The 17,653-nt window shown below is 62.6% G+C and carries 14 protein-coding genes; 5 read left to right on the top strand and 9 right to left on the bottom strand.

Translation table 11 applies throughout. The features are described from left to right. Positions 1 to 143 precede the first annotated feature (143 nt). From ACJJVH_RS25060 to ACJJVH_RS25045, 4 genes are all read left to right on the top strand, one after another. A complete protein-coding gene (locus ACJJVH_RS25060; RefSeq protein ID WP_412065446.1) occupies positions 144 to 1,391 on the top strand; it encodes an ABC transporter substrate-binding protein in 1,248 nt (415 codons plus the stop codon). A 73-nt stretch (positions 1,392 to 1,464) separates the two neighbouring features. After that, positions 1,465 to 2,403, top strand: coding sequence for a carbohydrate ABC transporter permease (locus tag ACJJVH_RS25055; protein ID WP_112800109.1), 939 nt, complete (start codon positions 1,465 to 1,467; stop codon positions 2,401 to 2,403). Positions 2,404 to 2,408: 5 nt separating this feature from the next. Further along, on the top strand, positions 2,409 to 3,311 hold the full coding sequence (locus tag ACJJVH_RS25050; RefSeq protein WP_412066220.1) for a carbohydrate ABC transporter permease: 903 nt from the start codon (positions 2,409 to 2,411) through the stop codon (positions 3,309 to 3,311). Positions 3,312 to 3,314: 3 nt separating this feature from the next. After that, positions 3,315 to 4,400 (top strand): ATP-binding cassette domain-containing protein, encoded by a 1,086-nt coding sequence (locus ACJJVH_RS25045; RefSeq protein WP_113370686.1) that lies wholly within the window; start codon positions 3,315 to 3,317, stop codon positions 4,398 to 4,400. A gap of 17 nt (positions 4,401 to 4,417) precedes the next feature. Here ACJJVH_RS25045 and ACJJVH_RS25040 read toward each other — a convergent pair whose 3' ends face one another. From ACJJVH_RS25040 to ACJJVH_RS25000, 9 genes are all read right to left on the bottom strand, one after another. Then, positions 4,418 to 4,966 carry a glutathione peroxidase gene (locus ACJJVH_RS25040; protein WP_113357735.1) on the bottom strand — a complete coding sequence of 183 codons (549 nt, stop codon included), beginning with the start codon at positions 4,964 to 4,966 and terminating at the stop codon, positions 4,418 to 4,420. A gap of 80 nt (positions 4,967 to 5,046) precedes the next feature. Then, positions 5,047 to 6,897: an ABC transporter ATP-binding protein gene (locus ACJJVH_RS25035; RefSeq protein ID WP_412065445.1), complete on the bottom strand. Its 1,851-nt coding sequence runs from the start codon at positions 6,895 to 6,897 to the stop codon at positions 5,047 to 5,049. Between the two features lie 58 nt (positions 6,898 to 6,955). Next, entirely contained in the window at positions 6,956 to 8,743 is a 1,788-nt protein-coding gene (locus ACJJVH_RS25030) for a gamma-glutamyltransferase family protein (RefSeq protein ID WP_412065444.1), read from the bottom strand. A gap of 23 nt (positions 8,744 to 8,766) precedes the next feature. After that, positions 8,767 to 9,645, bottom strand: coding sequence for an ABC transporter permease (locus tag ACJJVH_RS25025; protein ID WP_112798481.1), 879 nt, complete (start codon positions 9,643 to 9,645; stop codon positions 8,767 to 8,769). Next, a complete protein-coding gene (locus ACJJVH_RS25020) occupies positions 9,642 to 10,589 on the bottom strand; it encodes an ABC transporter permease (protein ID WP_112798479.1) in 948 nt (315 codons plus the stop codon). Before ACJJVH_RS25020 ends, ACJJVH_RS25025 begins: the two co-directional genes overlap by 4 nt. A 71-nt stretch (positions 10,590 to 10,660) precedes the next feature. Continuing rightward, complete coding sequence (locus ACJJVH_RS25015; protein WP_112800104.1) at positions 10,661 to 12,169, bottom strand: ABC transporter substrate-binding protein; 1,509 nt, start codon at positions 12,167 to 12,169, stop codon at positions 10,661 to 10,663. Positions 12,170 to 12,256: 87 nt separating this feature from the next. After that, complete coding sequence (locus tag ACJJVH_RS25010; protein WP_112798477.1) at positions 12,257 to 12,994, bottom strand: FadR/GntR family transcriptional regulator; 738 nt, start codon at positions 12,992 to 12,994, stop codon at positions 12,257 to 12,259. Between the two features lie 192 nt (positions 12,995 to 13,186). Next, positions 13,187 to 14,629, bottom strand: coding sequence for a M81 family metallopeptidase (locus ACJJVH_RS25005; RefSeq protein WP_412065443.1), 1,443 nt, complete (start codon positions 14,627 to 14,629; stop codon positions 13,187 to 13,189). Positions 14,630 to 14,636: 7 nt separating this feature from the next. Continuing rightward, positions 14,637 to 15,770, bottom strand: a complete 1,134-nt coding sequence (locus ACJJVH_RS25000) for an ROK family protein (RefSeq protein ID WP_412065442.1) — start codon at positions 15,768 to 15,770, stop codon at positions 14,637 to 14,639. 382 nt (positions 15,771 to 16,152) lie between these two features. On the opposite strand from ACJJVH_RS25000, the gene ACJJVH_RS24995 reads away from it, so the two are divergent. Continuing rightward, positions 16,153 to 17,652, top strand: a complete 1,500-nt coding sequence (locus ACJJVH_RS24995) for an MDR family MFS transporter (protein WP_412065441.1) — start codon at positions 16,153 to 16,155, stop codon at positions 17,650 to 17,652. The last annotated feature ends 1 nt before the right edge of the window (position 17,653 follow it).

The raw sequence follows: 17,653 nt of genomic DNA, 5'->3' as shown, positions 1-17,653 counted from the left end.
TGAGGAAGCATTGCCTACCTGCCGAAGGGAGTGGAGGCCCGGCGGCGCGATTTTGGAGGATCGTTGAATTCGGCATCCGATGTCTGGGACGGCGGCGGCTGAGCACAGGCGTTTGGAAAACGCCATCAAAAGAGGAGGAACGCATGCGCAAATTGATGATGGCATTGGTCGGCGCTACGGCGCTGGTCGCGGCGAGCGTGACCGGCGCGTTGGCCGATGGCAAGAAAGCCGAAGTCTTGCATTGGTGGACTTCCGGCGGCGAAGCCGCTGCCGTGAAGGAACTGGCCAAGGCCTTCAACGCCGCCGGCGGCGAATGGGTGGATACCGCCATTGCCGGGTCCGGCTCGACCGCCCGTCCGATCGGTATCAACCGCATCATCGGCGGCAACCCGCCGACGGCCATGCAGTTCAACACCGGCACGCAGATGAACGAACTGGCCCAGCAGGGCCTGCTGCGGTCGCTCGACGATCTTGCCAAGGAACAGGACTGGAAATCGGTGCTGACGCCGGCCTTTTATGAGGCCATTCAGTTCCAGGGCCATATCTACGGCGCTCCGATCAATGACCACGGCCAGAACTGGGTCTTCTATTCCAAGCCCGTCTTCGCCAAGGCAGGCGTGACGGAAGAGCCGAAGACATGGGATGAAATGTTCGCCGCGCTCGACAAGATCAAGGCCGCCGGCCTGATCCCGGTCGCCGTCGGCGGCCAACCCTGGCAATTGCAGTCGATGTTCAACGCCATCCTGCTCGGCGAGGGCGGCAAGGAGCTCTACGGCAAGGTATGGAAGGATCTGGACACGGATGCCGTCAAGTCCGACAAGTTCAAGCATGTGGCGGAAGTCTTTGCCAAGCTGCGCAACTATCAGGACCCGGGCAGCCCGAACCGCGACTGGAACGTCGCAACCGGCATGCTGATCGACGGCAAGGCCGGCATCCAGTTCATGGGTGACTGGGCCAAGGGCGAATTCATTCACGCCGGTCTCGTCGCCGACAAGGATTTCGGCTGCATCCTCGGGCCGGGCGAGTCCAACTTCATGATGGGCGGCGATATTTTCGTCTTCCCGGTCCTGAAGGACAAGACGGCCATCGACGCCCAGACGCTGCTGGCGACGGTCATCATGTCGAAGGAGGGCCAGCTTGCCTTCAACTCCAAGAAGGGTTCCGTGCCGGTGCGGCTCGACGTCGATACGTCGAAGCTCGACGCCTGCGCCCAGAAGGGTCTGAACGCGCTCAAGGATCCGAGCCGCCAGATCCTTGCGCCGGATGTGCTGACGCCGCAGGACATCGTCCAGACCGAGGGCGATCTCATCGCTCAATACTGGACGACGCCCAGCATGACGGCCGATCAGTTCGCCGACCAGTTTGCGCAGGTGATTGAACAGGCGAAGTAAGCTTCGATCGACATCCATGCGGCGGCAGGCAGTCCTGCCGCCGGCTTCCATGAATGCTGAGGAGGAGCGCGTCATGAGCACCCCAGACACGAGCGCCGCCGCCGTAAAGACGGTCGCCGCGCCTGCGAGCGCCAGCCGCAGGAAGATTCATATTTCGCCCTACGTGGCCCTGTTCCCGGCTTTCGCCATCGTGCTTCTGGCCTATGTCGTCACCGTCGTCTGGAACATCTGGATATCGTTCACGGACAGCAAGGTGCTGCCGGTCAACATCTTCGTCGGGACCAAGCAATACGAGCGATTGTTCTCGACGGCACGCTGGCTGATATCGTTGCAGAACGTCGTGGTTTTCGGCATACTGTTCATCGCGGGTTGTCTGATCCTCGGCTTTCTCCTGGCCGTCGCGCTCGATCAGAAAGTCCGGTTCGAAAACACCTTCCGGACGATCTTTCTCTATCCCTTCGCCATGTCGTTCATCGTCACCGGGCTCGTCTGGCAATGGATCATGAATCCGACGCTCGGCCTGCAGAAGGTTGCAGACAGCATCGGCTTCACCTGGTTCCGCTTCGACTGGATCGTCCAGAGCGATCTCGCGCTTTACGTCATCGTGCTTGCCGGCATCTGGCAGTCGTCCGGTCTTGTCATGGCGATCATGCTGGCGGGGCTGCGCGGCGTCGACCGCGAATTGTGGAAGGCGACGCGCATCGACGGCATACCGAGCTGGCGCGTCTACCTCCACATCGTCATCCCGATCCTGAGGCCGACCATCATCACCGCCAGCGTGCTTCTGGCGATTGCCGTCGTCCGGGTCTACGAGCTGGTTCTGGCGACGACGGGCGGCGGTCCGGGCATATCGACCGAGGTGCCCGGCAAGTTCATCATGGATTACCTCTTCGGGCGCGGCAACATCGCTCTTGCCACGGGCGCATCGACCGTCATGTTCGTCACGGTGGTCATCCTGGTGACGCCCTGGCTCTATTATGAATATTTCCGCGAAAAGCCGAGGGGGAACTGATGACCATGCCATCTTCCGTCACCGGTGCCATGCAGGGTCCGACCGGGCGCAAGCCCCAGCATCTGACTCCCGGGCGCATCGGCCTTTATCTCTTTCTCGCCATTGCGGCCCTGTTCTTCCTGCTGCCGCTCTACGTGATGCTCGTCACGTCGTTCAAGTCCATGCCGGAGATCCGGCAGGGCAATATCTTCGCCTTTCCGCAAATGTGGTCGGCGGACGCCTGGGTGCAGGCGTGGAGCTCGGCCTGCACCGGGCTTGAATGCGGCGGCATCAGCGTCGGTTTCTGGAACTCGGTGAAGATCCTCATTCCAAGCATGATCCTGTCGATCCTGATCTCGTCGCTGACCGGCTATGCGCTGTCCTTCTGGCGGGTCAAGGGTGCGAACGTGCTCTTCGCCATCCTGCTGCTCGGCGCCTTCATCCCCTATCAGGTGTTCATCTATCCGCTGGTGCTGATTTATCGCGATATCGGCATCTATTCGACGCTGCCCTGCATCATCATCACCCATACGGTCTTCGGCCTGCCGGTTCTGACGCTGCTGTTTCGCAACTATTATTCGAGCCTGCCGATGGAGCTTTTCAAGGCGGCCCGTATCGACGGCGCGGGACTGTGGCAGATCTTCTTCCGCCTGATGATCCCCATGTCGATCCCGATTCTGGTGGTGGCGTCGATCCTGCAGGTGACAGGCATCTGGAACGACTTCCTTTTCGGCGTCGTCTTCGCCGGCCGGGAAAACTTCCCCATGACGGTGCAGCTCAATAATATCGTCAACTCCACCCAGGGAGAGAAGCTCTACAACGTCAATATGGCGGCAACCATTCTCACCGCCCTGGTGCCGCTGATCGTCTACTTCGGCTCGGGTCGCTGGTTCGTGCGCGGCATCACCGCCGGCGCAGTCAAGGGATAGCTCATGGCCAATGTTTCCATTCGTGAACTTGCAATCGATTTCGGTAGCGTCAGCGTTTTGAAGTCGCTCAATCTCGAGATAAAGTCCGGCGAGTTCATCGTGCTGCTCGGCCCCTCAGGCTGCGGCAAGTCGACCTTGCTCAACGCGATCGCCGGGCTGACCGATATCACCGACGGCCAGATCTGGATCGGCGACAAGAACGTCACCTGGGAGGAGCCCAAGGATCGCGGCATCGGCATGGTGTTTCAATCCTACGCGCTCTATCCGACGATGACGGTCGAGGGAAATCTCTCCTTCGGGCTGCGCATCGCCGGCATGCCGAAGGATGAGATTGCTCAGCGCGTCGACCGTGCCGTGCAGATCCTGCAGATCGATCCCTTGCGCAAGCGGCGGCCGGGAGAGCTGTCCGGCGGCCAGCGCCAGCGCGTCGCCATCGGTCGCGCCCTGGTGCGCGACGTCGATGTCTTCCTGTTCGACGAGCCGCTGTCCAACCTCGACGCCAAGCTTAGAACCGAACTGCGCGTCGAACTGAAACGCCTGCATGGCGGCCTCGGCTCGACCATGATCTATGTGACGCACGACCAGATCGAGGCGCTGACGCTTGCCGATCGCATCGCGGTCATGAGCGGCGGGGTGATCCAGCAATTCGCCACGCCGAAGGAAATCTACCGGCGCCCGGTCAATCGCTTCGTCGCCGGCTTTGTCGGCTCGCCCTCGATGAATTTCCTGTCCGGACAGGTGAAGAGCAATGGCGGCGTGCCGGCCTTCACGCTGCCCGATGGCCGCACGATCGATCTCAACGGCTACGAGTTTTCCGGCACACCCGGCGACGGACGCAAGGTGACGCTCGGGGTGCGGCCCGAACAGATGCAGTTCCAGCCGGCCGGCGGACGCGTCTCAAGCCTGCCCGGGACCTTCAGCATCGTCGAGCCCATGGGTTCGGACAATCTGATCTGGGGGCAGGTTGGCAAGGAGACGCTGTCCGTGCGGATCGACGCCGACGAGGATGTCGCGCTCAACAGCGAGCAGCCGGTCTATTTCCAGCCGGCTCTGGCTTCCCTGTTTGATGAGGAAGGACGCCGGCTTTAGCGCCTTTCCTGCAAGTTTCAGGCGCGCGCGAGCTCTTTTTCCAAAACGGCGAGCAGGCGGGGATCGTCTGCCGTGACGTCCGGAGCAAACCGGGCGGCAACCTTGCCGTCGCGGCCGATCAGGAATTTTTCGAAATTCCACACGATGCCGCCGTTCTCGCCGGTATGCAGGCCGCGCTCGGCCAGACGCGTGCGCATCGGTCCGTCCCCGATCGTCTCGACGCCGGAGGCGATGAGGGCGTCATAGAGCGGATGACGCGCCTCGCCGGTGACGGCGATCTTGGAGAACATCGGAAACTGGACGTCGTAAGTGAGCGTGCAGAAGCTGAGGATCTCCTCATCGCTGCCGGGCTCCTGACCCTTGAAATCGTTGGCAGGAAAGCCCGCGATCACAAGACCGTCGCCGCGCTTTTCCTCATAAAGCTTTTCCAGCCCTTCGTACTGCACCGTCAGGCCGCATTTGGACGCGACGTTGACGACCATGATGACCTTGCCGCCGTAGTCGGCAAGCGTCGTCTCGCTGCCATCGATCCTCTTTACCGGGATATCGAGCACGCTGTCGGTCATTTCATTCAACTCCAGATGAGATGGAAAACGGAGCCTCGATATTTGCGCGGATTTCGACGCCGTCAAGGCCGGAAACCGGTTCAGGCGGCTTCTTCGATCCGGACCAGATGACCGCTGGACACTTCGCGGTATTGCCGGGTCGGCGCAACGTATCCGACCGGTCGTACCGGGCTCTTCAGTTCGTCGACCGCGAGATTGCGCCTGACGCCGCGTCGCGAGGGGTCGGGCACGGGAACGGCTGCCATCAGTTTCCGGGTGTAGGGGTGCTGCGGATTTTCGAATACGGATGCGCGCGGGCCGATTTCGACGATCTCGCCGAGATACATGACCGCGACGCGATGGCTGACGCGTTCGACCACGGCCATGTCGTGCGAGATGAAGAGATAGGATAGATTGAGGCTTTGCTGAAGATCCATCAGCAGGTTGCAGACCTGCGCCTTGATCGACACGTCGAGCGCCGACACGCTTTCGTCGGCGACGATCACCTTCGGATCAAGGGCGAGCGCACGGGCGATGCAGATGCGCTGGCGCTGTCCGCCCGAGAATTCGTGCGGGTAGCGGCCCATCATGTCCGCCTTCAGGCCGACACGCTCCAGAAGGTCGGCGGCCTTTTCGCGGGCCTCGGCGCGCGAGCCCAGACGATGCTCGATGAAGGGTTCGGCCACCGTCGCCCCGATCGTCATGCGCGGATTGAGGCTTGCAAACGGGTCCTGGAAGATCATCTGGATGCTGCGCCGCATCCGGCGCAGATCGAGCGCATTGAGCTTCATCACGTCATAGCCGTCGAGGCGCACCTGGCCCGACCTCGGATCTATGAGCCGCATGATGGAACGGCCGGTCGTCGACTTTCCGCAGCCGGATTCGCCAACCAGCGACAGGGTTTCTCCTTGGGAAAGATCGAAGGAAACATTTTCGACCGCATGAATGGCGCCGGTCGGACGGCCGAGTAGGCCGCCGCGGAGATCGAAGCGGGCGACGAGGTTTTTCACCTCGAGCACTGGCGTTTTGTCGTGGGCAACGGTATCCGCAAGCGGCTTTGGCTCGTTGCGTTCGCCGGTATGGATATCGACGCTCGGAAAGCGTAGCGGCTGCGGCTGATCCCTCATCGAACCGAGCCGCGGCACGGCCGACAGCAGCGCGCGGGTATAGGGGTGCTGGCCGCGATGAAAAATATCGTCGGTCCTGCCGGTTTCCACGGCCTCGCCGCGATACATGACGATGGTGCGATCGGAGATTTCGGCGACGACGCCCATGTCGTGGGTGATGAAGAGGACGGACATGCCTTCCTCTTCCTGCAACACCTTGATGAGATCGAGGATCTGTCCCTGAATGGTCACGTCGAGCGCGGTCGTCGGTTCGTCGGCGATCAGCAGTTTCGGGCGGCTGGCGAGCGCCATGGCGATCATCACGCGCTGACGCATGCCGCCGGAAAACTGGTGGGGATATTCGTCGAAGCGCGAGGGCGCGTTGGGGATACGCACCTTTTCCAACAGACGGATCGTTTCCGCCTTCGCTTCGGCCTTGGAAATATTGCCGTGGCAGGTCAGCGCCTCGGAAATCTGCCGGCCGATGGTGAAGATCGGATTGAGAGAAGTCATCGGCTCCTGGAAGATCATCGCGACATCCTTGCCGCGCACCTTGCGCATTTCGGCCTCCGGCAAGGAGAGGAGATCGCGGCCGTTGAGCCGGATCGAACCTTCGATGCGGCTGCTGGCTCTCGCAAGCAGCCGCATGACCGAGAGGGACGTCACGCTTTTGCCGGAGCCGCTCTCGCCGACGATAGCGACCGTTTCCCCCGGCATGACGTCGAAGGAAATGTCCTTTACGACCGTGCGCCACTCACCATCGACGAGAAACGACGTGGTCAGATTGGAAACGGAAAGGACGGGCTGCCCATTCGGATCGATCGTCGGCGCGGCGGTGGTCGTCATCGGTTCCCCATTCGTCATCTTGCGCATTGGTCGGACATTTCAGGAGCCGCTCAAAAGGCTATCTCCCGATGGCATAGGCCTGCATCAGGCGCGGCGTCGCTGCGGCGCGCAAAAGCCCCGATGCGTCGCGTCGAGCGGCGGTCAGCCGGCCTACGGTCCATTCCGGCGCGACGGTCAGCTGGTGGCCCTTCCTGCGAAGTGCTTCGAGGACATCGGCGCTGAAATTCGCCTCCGCCGTCAGGCCGCCCGGCTCGCGGGTGCGCGGATAGAAGGAGCTCGGGAAATGGGTGCTGTGAAACAGGGGCTTGTCGATCGCCTCCTGCAGGTTCAGTCCGTGATGGACATAGCGCAGGAAGAAGGAGAGCTGCCATTGCTCCTGCTGGTCGCCGCCGGGCGTGCCGAAAGCGAGCGTCGGGCGCCCTTCATGCAGCGCCAGCGTCGGGGTGAGTGTCGTGCGCGGCCGCTTGCCGGGAGCAAGCGAGGAGGGCAGGCCGGGTTGCAGCCAGAACATCTGGGCGCGTGAGTTCAGGCAGAAGCCGAGGCCGGGCACGATGGGGGAGGATTGCAGCCAGCCGCCGGAAGGCGTTACCGACACCATGTTGCCTTCGCGGTCGATGACGTCGATGTGCACGGTGTCGCCGCGCTTCTCGGTAAGATGCGACATTGTCGGCTCATAGACCGCTCCGCTCTTGGCTTCCGGCGCTTCGAGCATTTTCATGGTAAGATCGTACTGGTCCTCGAAGCCGGGCAACTTGCCCGGGCGCAAGGCGAGCGAGGCCTCCGATGCAATCAGCCGACGGCGCTTTTCGGCGTAGGCGTCCGACAGCAGGGTCTCGAGCGGTATGGTCGTGAAATTCGGATCGCCATAATAGACCTCTCGGTCGGCGAAGGCGAGTTTCATGGCCTCGGTGACGATATGGACGAAGTCGGCCCCGGCCGGGTCCATGCCGGCGAGGTCGAAGCCCTTGAGCAGCGACAGCGCCTGCAGGAATACCGGTCCCTGCCCCCAGGGGCCGATCTTGGCGACGGTCCAGTCGTGATAATCATAGGTTTGCGGCGCCTCGATGGTAGCCTGCCAGTTGGCCATATCGTCGGCGGTCAGCACCCCTTTATGACGCTCGCCGCTCGCGTCCATGACGGCTGTCTTGCCGACGTAGTTGTCGATCGCTTCCGCCACGAAGCCGCGGTAATAGGCATTTCGTGCAGCTTCGATCTGCACTTCGCGGTCGCTTTTGCTTTCCGCCTCGGTAACGACACGCTTCCATGTTTCGGCAAGCACGGGGTTCCTGAAGTTGGACCAGGGTTCCGGCACGGCTCCGCCGGGAAGCCAGGTTTCGTAGGAGGTCGGCCATTCCTTGCGGTAGAAATCGGCAAGCCCCGCGATGGTGGCCGAAACGCGCGGCAGGACGGGATGCCCGCTTTCGGCATAGTGGATCGCCGGTTCGAGCACGTCGCGGACGGATAGCCGGCCGTAATCGCGCAGCATCAGCATCCAGCCGTCGAAAGCGCCGGGGATGACGGTGGCAAGCAGGCCGTCGCCGGGAATGAGCTTCAGTCCCTCGCGCGTGTAGTGCTCGATCGTAGCGCCGGCGGGTGCCGGTCCCTGAGCGCAGATGACCTCGACCTTGTCCTTCTTCTTCGAATAGAGGATCGCCGGCATGTCGCCGCCGGGGCCGCAGAGATGCGGCTCGACGATTTGCAGCACGAAGCCGGTCGCCACGGCCGCGTCGAAGGCATTGCCGCCCTTTTCGAGGATGCTCATGCCGACGGCCGACGCGATCCAGTGAGTCGAGGTGACGACGCCGAAGGTGCCGAGGATTTCGGGGCGGGTAGTGAATGCGGTCATTGCGGGCATCCTTTTCAGTTTATTCATGCTTCGCGCGGGTCGAGCGCATCGCGCAGGCCGTCGCCGAGGAGGTTGAAGCCGATCACGACGAGAAAAATGGCGGCGCCCGGCCACATGGCCATCCAGGGCGCCTGTTCGAGATAGTTCTTGGCCACATTGAGCATCGAGCCCCAGCTCGGGGACGGCGGCTGCTGTCCGAGCCCGAGGAAGGAGAGGCTCGCTTCCGCAATGATCGCGGTCGCGATGGTGAGCGTCGCCTGCACCAGAATGGGCGCAAAGACGTTCGGCAGGATGTAGCGGGTGATGATGCTGAAGTGGCGCAGGCCGATCGACCGGGCACCCTCGACATATTCCTCCGTCTTGACCGCCAGCACCTGGCCGCGCGTCAGCCGCACGAAGACCGGTGTCGCCGAAAGCCCGATGGCGATCATCGCATTGGTGAGGCTCGGCCCCAGAAAGGCGGCAAGTGCAATGGCGGTAATCAGGAACGGCATCGCCAGGAAGGCCTCGGTAATGCGCGAAATGATCTGGTCGATCCAGCCGCCGTAGTAGCCGGAAATGAGGCCGAACGGCACGCCGATCGCGACCGCGATGGCAACCGAGAAGATGCCGGCCATCAGCGACGCCTGCGCGCCCCAGATCATGCGGGACAGGATGTCCCTGCCGAGATCGTCGGTGCCGAGCCAGTGCGCGGCCGATGGCGCCTTGCGGATTGCCGACCAGCTGGTGGCGACCGGGTCCGGGATCGGCAGGAGCGGCGCCAGCGCGGCGAGAGCGGTGAAGAAGAGGATGATGGCGAGCCCGACCAGGGCCCCCTTGTTGGCCCTGAGCTTCCGCCAGGCCCGGTTGGGCGCGCGTTTGGCGGTGGGCGCGGCTGCGGTCGTCTGGACGATCGTGCTCATAGCGTTGCCCTCATGCGCGGATTGAGGAGGACGTAGAGAATATCGGCAATGAGGTTCATGATGATGAAGCCGATAGCCGTGCACAGCACGACGCCCTGAACAACGGCGTAGTCCCGGTTGAAGACGGCATCGACGATGAGCTTGCCGAAGCCCGGAATGGTAAAGATCTGCTCGGTGAGCACGGCGCCGGCCAGAAGCTCGCCGAAGAGCAGGGCGCTGACGGTGACGACGGGCAGGATGGCGTTGCGAAAACTATGTTGCAACACGACCGCCGTTTCCGGAAGGCCCTTGGCGCGGGCGGTGCGGATGTAATCGGCACTGAGCACGCTCAGCATGGAGGAGCGGGTATGACGCATCAGCGTCGCGGCCAGCGCGTTGCCGAGGACGAAGGCCGGCATCAGCATGGTCTGGATCGAGCGCCAGGGGTCCTCGAAGAACGGCTGGTATCCTGAGGCCGGCAGCCAGTGGAGCTTCACCGAGACGAGCAGTATGAGCATGATGCCGAGCCAGAAGTTCGGCACGGACAAGCCGCACAGGGCGACGATATTGGCCAGGAAATCGATGACGGTATTCTTCTTCACGGCCGCCAGTATGCCCATGGGAATGCCGATGGCGAAGGCGAAGATCATCGACATGACGGCCAGCTGGATCGTCACCGGCAGCTTTTCGGCGACGAGCGTGAGAACAGGCTGGTTGGTGCGCAGCGAAACGCCGAGATCGCCCCTGGCGACACCCTGCAGCCAGTAGCCATACTGATAGATGACCGGGTCGTTCAGCCGGTATTTCTCTCGAAGCAGCTCCAGGACCTGCGGATCGCGCTCCTCGCCGGCCATGGCCAGAACGGGGTCGCCTGGCAGAAGCTTCTGCAGCGAGAAGACGAAGATCGAAATGATCAGCAGCGTCGGTATGGCGACCAGCAGCCTCTTTCCGATATAGCTATACATGGGCAGTTCCTCGACGCGGCATCGAATACCGGAAAAGCCATGCGGGAGAGAGCCCGCATGGCGTTGTTGGCTCAGCCGCTCTTCTTTACGCCCACGAGGCGGATCATGCCGTCAGGCGAGGGTACGAAGCCGGAGACCTTCTTGTTGTAAGCCCAGATCCAGGCCTGGTGCCCGAGGAAGATGATCGGCAAATCCTGGTTCAGGATCGCCTCGGCTGCATCGTATTTCTGCTTGCGCACGGCATTGTCCTGCGACTGGCGCGCCTCAAGCAGCAGTTTGTCGACGTCCGGATTGCTGTATTTGGAATCATTGAGGCCGGCGCCGGTCGTGACGAATTGCTGGATGTTGCCGTCGGGATCGGAGCGGCCGGACCAGTCGGATCGGCTGAGCTGGTAGTTGCCGCTCGACTGCGCGTCGAGCAGCGTCGCGAACTCGGTCGTCTTCAGCGTCACGTCGAATCCGGCTTCGGCGACCATCGACTGGATGATCTGCATCATCTGCATGGAAACGGGGTTGTTGGCGACGGCAAGCTCGACCGGAACGCGGTCGAATCCGGCTTCCTTGACCAGCGCCTTGGCCTTGTCGACGTCGCGGGCCGGCACCGGAATATCCTTGTCGTACCAGGGGCTGTTGGGCGCGAACGGCTGGTTGCCGGCAAGTCCGGTGCCGTCGAAGACGATCTGCATGGCCGCTTCGCGGTCGATCGCCAGCGAGAAAGCCTGGCGCAGGCGCTTGTCCTTGCCCATCGGGTTGTCGGCGCGCGGGCCGTTGCCGATATTGGTATAGACGCCGAGCCAGCCGGTGCCGACGGCATCGGCATAGACGAGATTGGGATCGCTCTTGACTGTGCCGGCATCGGATGCGGCCACGCGCTCGATCATGTCGAGATCGCCGGAGCGCAGATTTGCCAGGCGAACCGTCGTATCGGGGATCGGCAGGTAGGTTAACTTGTCGATGAAGATGTTGTCCTTGTTCCAGTAATCCTGGAATTTTTCGAGCACGATGCGGTCCTGCTGCACGCGCTCGACGAATTTGAACGGACCGGAGCAGACGGGGTGATCGCCGAATTTCGCGCCGGCAGCCTTTGCCGCCGTCGGCGAAACCATCATGCCGGAGCGGTCGGAAAGCTGGGCAAGCAGCGTGACGTCGGGCGCCTTCAAGGTGAACGTCACCTGATATTCGCCCGAGGCCTCGACCTTCTCGACGGAGGAAAGCTCGCTCTTGCGGCGCGATTCCGGCAGGGTCTGATAGCGCTGGATGTTGTCGACGACCGCCTGCGCGTTGAACGGCGTCTCGTCCTGGAATTTCACGCCCTGGCGCAGCTCCATGATCAGTTGCTTGCCGTCCGCGGACCATTTCCAGGACGTGGCAAGCTGCGGCACGAACTGCAGGTCAGGCGTCACGTCAACGAGCTTGTCGCAGAGTGCGGTATAGACGATGCGGCCGACGAAGGTACGCGATTGTGCGGGGTCCAGTGCATCGGCGTCGTCCTGCAGGCCGATCTTGAGCTCGACGGCGAAGGCCGGCAACGCGATCAGGGCGCCGGCGGCAAGCGATGTCAGGAATCTGGCGATCTTCATTTCGTTCTCCTGTTTATGGTTGTCGTTCACCGCGTCTTCGACCGCTTTCCTCTCCGGTCGTTATTCGTCGCCGTGTCGTGCCGATGCTCAGCCCACCTCCTCGGTCACTCGCAGCTGCGGGTTTTGCGCGTCGAGGGAGGTGATGCGGACCAGGCTTTCCTGCAGCATCAGCAGGTGTTCGCGCATGGCTTCGGCCGCCTGCATCGGATTGCGCGCGGCAATCGCGTCGATGATGGCCATATGCTGGGCATAGGAAGCCGGGCGCGTCTTGTTGGTGCTGCGGGCCAATTCGCGAATGGTTTGCCAGGCTTCGTCCTGACGAACATGGTTGATCACGTCGAAGATGGTCAGGAAGAACTGGTTGCCGGCGCTCTGCGCGATCAGCCGGTGCAGCGCTCCGTCCCAGAGTTCGCGGCTATCGGCATCGTCGCTGGCGGTGATCTTCTTCGCCAGCTCATACATGCGCTCGATGTCGCCTGGCTTGGCGCGCATGGCGGCGAGCTGGGCCAGTTGCGGCTCGACGCGCAGGCGGACCTCCATGACCTCCATCAGGTCCGTGCCGGCGACAAGGGTGCTGACATGCTGGCTCCAGTCGTCCGGACGCTGCCCGACATAGGTTCCGGAGCCCTGGCGCCGCCAGACGCGGCCCTCGGCCTCCAGCACTTCGAGCGCCCGCCGGATCGCGCGCCGGCTGACGCCCAGCGTCTCCGAAAGGGCGCGTTCCGTCGGAAGCTTTCCGTCCGCCGGCAGATCGGCGGAGTTCAGAAGCCCCCGGAGCCTTTCCAGGGCGTGAACCGAATTCTCCGGAAGGCTGCTGGCTGCCATGACAAGGAGTGAACCAATTTGAAATTGGTTCAATAAAAATTCAACCCGATCCCGCCGTCAAGCGCTTTTTTGTGCAATTTTTGCGATGCACAATGTTTGTGCGCAACGCGAAAGGCCGCCCGCGAAAACGGGGCTGCCTTTCTGAGCCTGCAATGCGATGACGACCGACGTTTTTCGCGGCCTGCCGAATGTTCAGCGCCCGAGGCTGCGCGTGGAAAGCGCCGTCTCGGGCGTGAAATCGAAATCCTTGTCGAAGGGGTAGGTCGGTCTCGTCTTGCGCAGCCGCGGCAGTCGCTCGACGAACTGGTCGACGACGCCGGGCGACAGCGCCATCAGGTTCGGATCGGCGATCGGCGCCAGCTCCGGCGAGAGGTAGCCGGACTTGACGACGACGATCCTGGCCTTGTGCGGATCGAGGCCGAGGCGGGTGAAATCGGCGATGTTGTGATAGGGGCGGCGCTTGGCCGACAAGACGAGGTCGATCCCGCCGATGGAAACCACGGCTTGCGCGTCGCTCGCCTCTGCGACATCAAGCAGGTACGTGACGGTGAAGCTGCCCCTGACCGGCTGGCTCCCCTTGGTGTCGAGCGATGCGCCGACGGAAAGGGAAAGGGTGGCGCCGAGGCCGGCGGCATAGCAGGCTTCCGTCGCGGCCTTGTCGGCGATGCCGGCGAAAATCACGCCATCGGCTCCTTTGGCAATCAGTTCGGCCAGCACATCGGCGCGGTCGCCGACGCCGCCGCCCGTCGGATTGTCGCCGGATTCGGCCAGAATTACCGGCGCGGTCGTGCTGGCAATCGCTTGAGCGACGCATTCCTCGATCGAGCCCGTCTCGCAGCCGAAAACGAAGTCCTTGCGCACATCCCAATAGGCTTGGGCCAGCCGCTTCGCCTCGCGCTCGAGCACGGCGCGGTCCGTGCCGGTCATGATGACGGCAGCCGTGGTGCGGGGCTCGTCGGCCCAGACATAGCCGACCATCAGCGACGCATCCCAGACGCCGTCGAGCGCATCCATTTCGGGCAGCATGTCGTAGAGGCTTTTCGCCGGCTCGTCGACGGTGCTGGTGCGCTCGCCCGGCAGGACCACCGGGATCGGCGCCCATAGCAGGATCGGTTTCACGCCGGTCTTCAGGCTTTCCGTCAGCATCTTGACGGCGCGGCGCATGGTCTCCTCCACATCGATATGCGGCGCGGTGCGATAGGTGGAGTACATGTCGAGCGCATCGATGATGCGCTGGGTGACGTTGCCGTGCAGGTCGTAGCTCGCCGAGACCATGCAGGCGTCGCCGACGACGGCGCGCGCGGCACTGATCCAGTCGCCCTCGGCGTCTTCCATGCCTTCGACATACATGGCGCCATGCATGGCGAGATAAAGTCCGTCGAGCGGCAGCAGCGGCTTCAGCCGCTCCAGGAATTCGGCCTTGAAGGCTTCGTATGTATGGCGGGCAACCGGACCGCCGGCGATGGCTCTGGCATGAATGGTCGGCAGGAACTCGCCATCGTAATCCCTAAGGAAAGCGAAGTAAGGTGCGGCGGTCAGGTCGGCGCCGCGCAGAACGCGAAAATCCTTCTCTTCGTTCAGGACGGGATTATAGGTGCTGCATTCGATGTGAATGCCTCCGATGGCAATGCGCATGGGAACCTCAACAGGGGTTAGGACCAATCAGAAAATTATGAGCGGCGATGCTGGCGGCGCCGCGTGCCCAGACGTCGCCGTCGACGCGCTGGGTGCGGATCGGCGTCCGGCCGGCGCAGCGCGGCAATACGTTCGCCTCGGCTGCCTGCCGCATGACGGTGCCGAAAAGGCCATCGAACCGGCCTTCGACATGGGTGATCAGGATCAGGCCGGGATCGTTGAACTGGATGAGATGCGCAATCGCCAGCCCAAGCGCGCTGCCGGCGCGATGCAGGATGCCGATCGCCATGACGTTGCCCCGCGATGCCTCCGTCTCCAGCTCGTCGAGGGACCGGCAGGCGAGCCCCTCCGCCTTCGCCATTTCCTTGATCGCCTTCAACGAGGCGACTGTGTCGAGGCAGCCGCGCTTGCCGCAGCGGCAGGGCGAGCCATTGGGCTCGATGGTGCAATGGGCGATCTCGCCGGCGCCGCCATGGTTGCCGCGGTAGAGTTTCCCGCCGACGAAATGGGCGCAGCCGATACCGTTGTCGAACGAGACGACGCTGAAATTCTGCATCTCGCGGGCGCTGCCGAACAGTTTTTCGCCGACGGCGACCGCCTTGGCGTCGTTCTCGATGAAGGTGTCGATGCCGGTCTTGTGCTTGACGATGCTGGCCAGCGGCACGTCCTGCCATCCAAGCAGGGTGGATTGCACGCAGCTTGCCTGCTTCTCGTCGACGAAGCCGGAGAGCGCGATGCCAAGGCCGGCGAGCTTCCGGCCGGCGTCCTTACGCTCGCAAAGCAGTTTCGGCAGCGCCTCGGCGATCATCTCCGCTATGGTTTCCGGATTGCGCGAAAGGGGCATGGTTCGGCGCGCGACGACATTGCCGTTGAAATCGCTGAGCACCAGCGGCGCAGGCTCCTCGATCAGCGAAATGCCGACGAAGAAAGCGCCTTCCGGATGCAGATCCAGCAGGATCGACGGGCGACCCTGGCCATAGATCGTCTCGGTCTCGCGCAGGACGCCGAGGGAAATCAGATCGCGCGCAATGCCGCTCATGGCAGCCTTGCTCAATCCCATGGATGCCGCCAGAACAGTGCGGCTCGACGGACCCGACTGGCCGATAACCCGCAGAAGCTGCTGCTGAGAGGACGTAAGCAATTCGATGTTCCGTCTGGATTTCTGCGTCTTTGCCGCCATTAAGTTCAAAAAATAAACTAACAGGCGACTATAAGTTCAGTATGGTCCTATTGATGCAGTGCCGTCAATGCGTTTGCGGGCCTGCATGGTTCACGTCGATCCGGATTTGCAAATCATCTTGCCGGACCGGCATCGGGGGGCGATTGGGCGGCAGCACGCTTGCGTATAAGCAGTTGACATCGCCGTCTACCAATATGCAAAGCTTACTATAACGATTCCGCGGCCATCCCTGCCGATCGTTTCGTCCCTGGACTTCAGATCCCAGCAGTCAAGCGCTCGACCACGGCCGCTGCAAAGGCCCATGCGTCTTCGGAATCGAGCGCAGCAGTCAGAAAGGAATGCCATGTCCAGCACGGTCGATCGCTCGAGGCGTCCGTTCGTCATCGCCTCGATCATGCTGGCGACCTTCATGGTCGCCATCGAAGCGACCATCGTCGCCACCGCCATGCCGCGTATCGTCGGGCAGCTCGGCGGATTCACCTATTATAGCTGGGTCTTCTCCGTCTTTCTCCTGGCGCAGTCCACCACGACGGTCATCTATGGCAAGCTTTCCGATATTTTTGGCCGCAAACCCATGCTCATCTGCGGCATCCTTATCTTCCTCGCCGGCTCGGCGCTGGCGGGTTTCGCCTGGTCGATGGCCTCCCTGATCGTCTTCAGGCTTCTGCAGGGTCTTGGGGCCGGCGCCATTCAGCCCGTGACGATGACCGTCGTCGGCGATCTCTACAAGCTGGAAGAGCGCGCCAAGGTGCAGGGCGTGCTTGCCAGCGTCTGGGCCATATCCGCCGTCATCGGACCGCTTGCCGGCGGCATCATCGTCGACAATCTGTCCTGGGCCTGGATTTTCTGGATCAACCTGCCGATCGGGGTGCTCTCCATCGCCGGCTTCATGGGTTTCCTGCACGAGTCCATCACCCCGCGCAAAGCGAAGATCGATTATTTCGGCACGATCCTGTTTTCGATCTCGATCGTGTCGCTGCTCGTCATCCTGACGGAAACCGATGCGGGCTTTGCGGTTCTCTGTCCGCTCGCAATCGTCTTTGTCGTGTCCGGCATCCTGTTCCTGTGGCAGGAGCGGCGCGCGCCGGAGCCGATCATCTCGATCGCGCTCTGGAGCCGGCGGTTGATCGCCACCAGCAACGCCGCCACGCTGCTTGCCGGCATGGCCCTGATCGGGCTGACGACGGTCCTGCCGATCTATGTTCAGGGCGTGCTCGGCCGCTCGCCGCTCGAAGCGGGCTTCACTTTGACGATGCTGATCGTCGGCTGGCCGCTGGCCGTGATGCTGTCGAGCCGCTTCTTCCGGGCTTTCGGCATCCGCCGGACCCTGCGCGCCGGCAGCCTGATGTTTCCCTTCGGTGCGGTCTTTCTCCTGTTCCTGACGCCCGACAGCAGCCCGGTAATCGCGGGTATCGGCTCGTTCCTGATGGGCTTCGGCATGGGTCTTATCAGCCTCACCAGCGTCGTGCTGGTGCAGGAGAGTGTCGAATGGGCGATGCGCGGCAGCGCCACGGCGTCGATCATCTTCTCGCGCAGTCTCGGCAACACCCTTGGCGCCACGGCGCTCGGCGCGATCATGAACGTCGGCATCGCGCATTATGGCAGCGGGGAACTGGCGGACAGGCTTCACGACATCCTCAACCAGCCGACCGGCCTTTCCGATCTCGTCGGCGATCCCGCGATCAGAGGGGTTTTCGATGCGGCGCTGCATTGGAGCTTCTGGGGCGTTGTCATCGTTGCCCTGACGACTTTTGCCACCATCTGGCTCATCCCGGTCGCCCATGACGCCGGCCGCAAATCTCCGGTCTCCAAGGCGGATGCCCGGGATGCAATGACCCATTAGA

It is taken from the genome of Rhizobium sp. SYY.PMSO (genome assembly GCF_046840415.1).
Classification (GTDB): Bacteria; Pseudomonadota; Alphaproteobacteria; order Rhizobiales; family Rhizobiaceae; genus Rhizobium.
The sequence above is the reverse complement of the archived record's forward strand: the minus strand, read 5'-3'. Positions and strand labels throughout refer to the sequence as shown.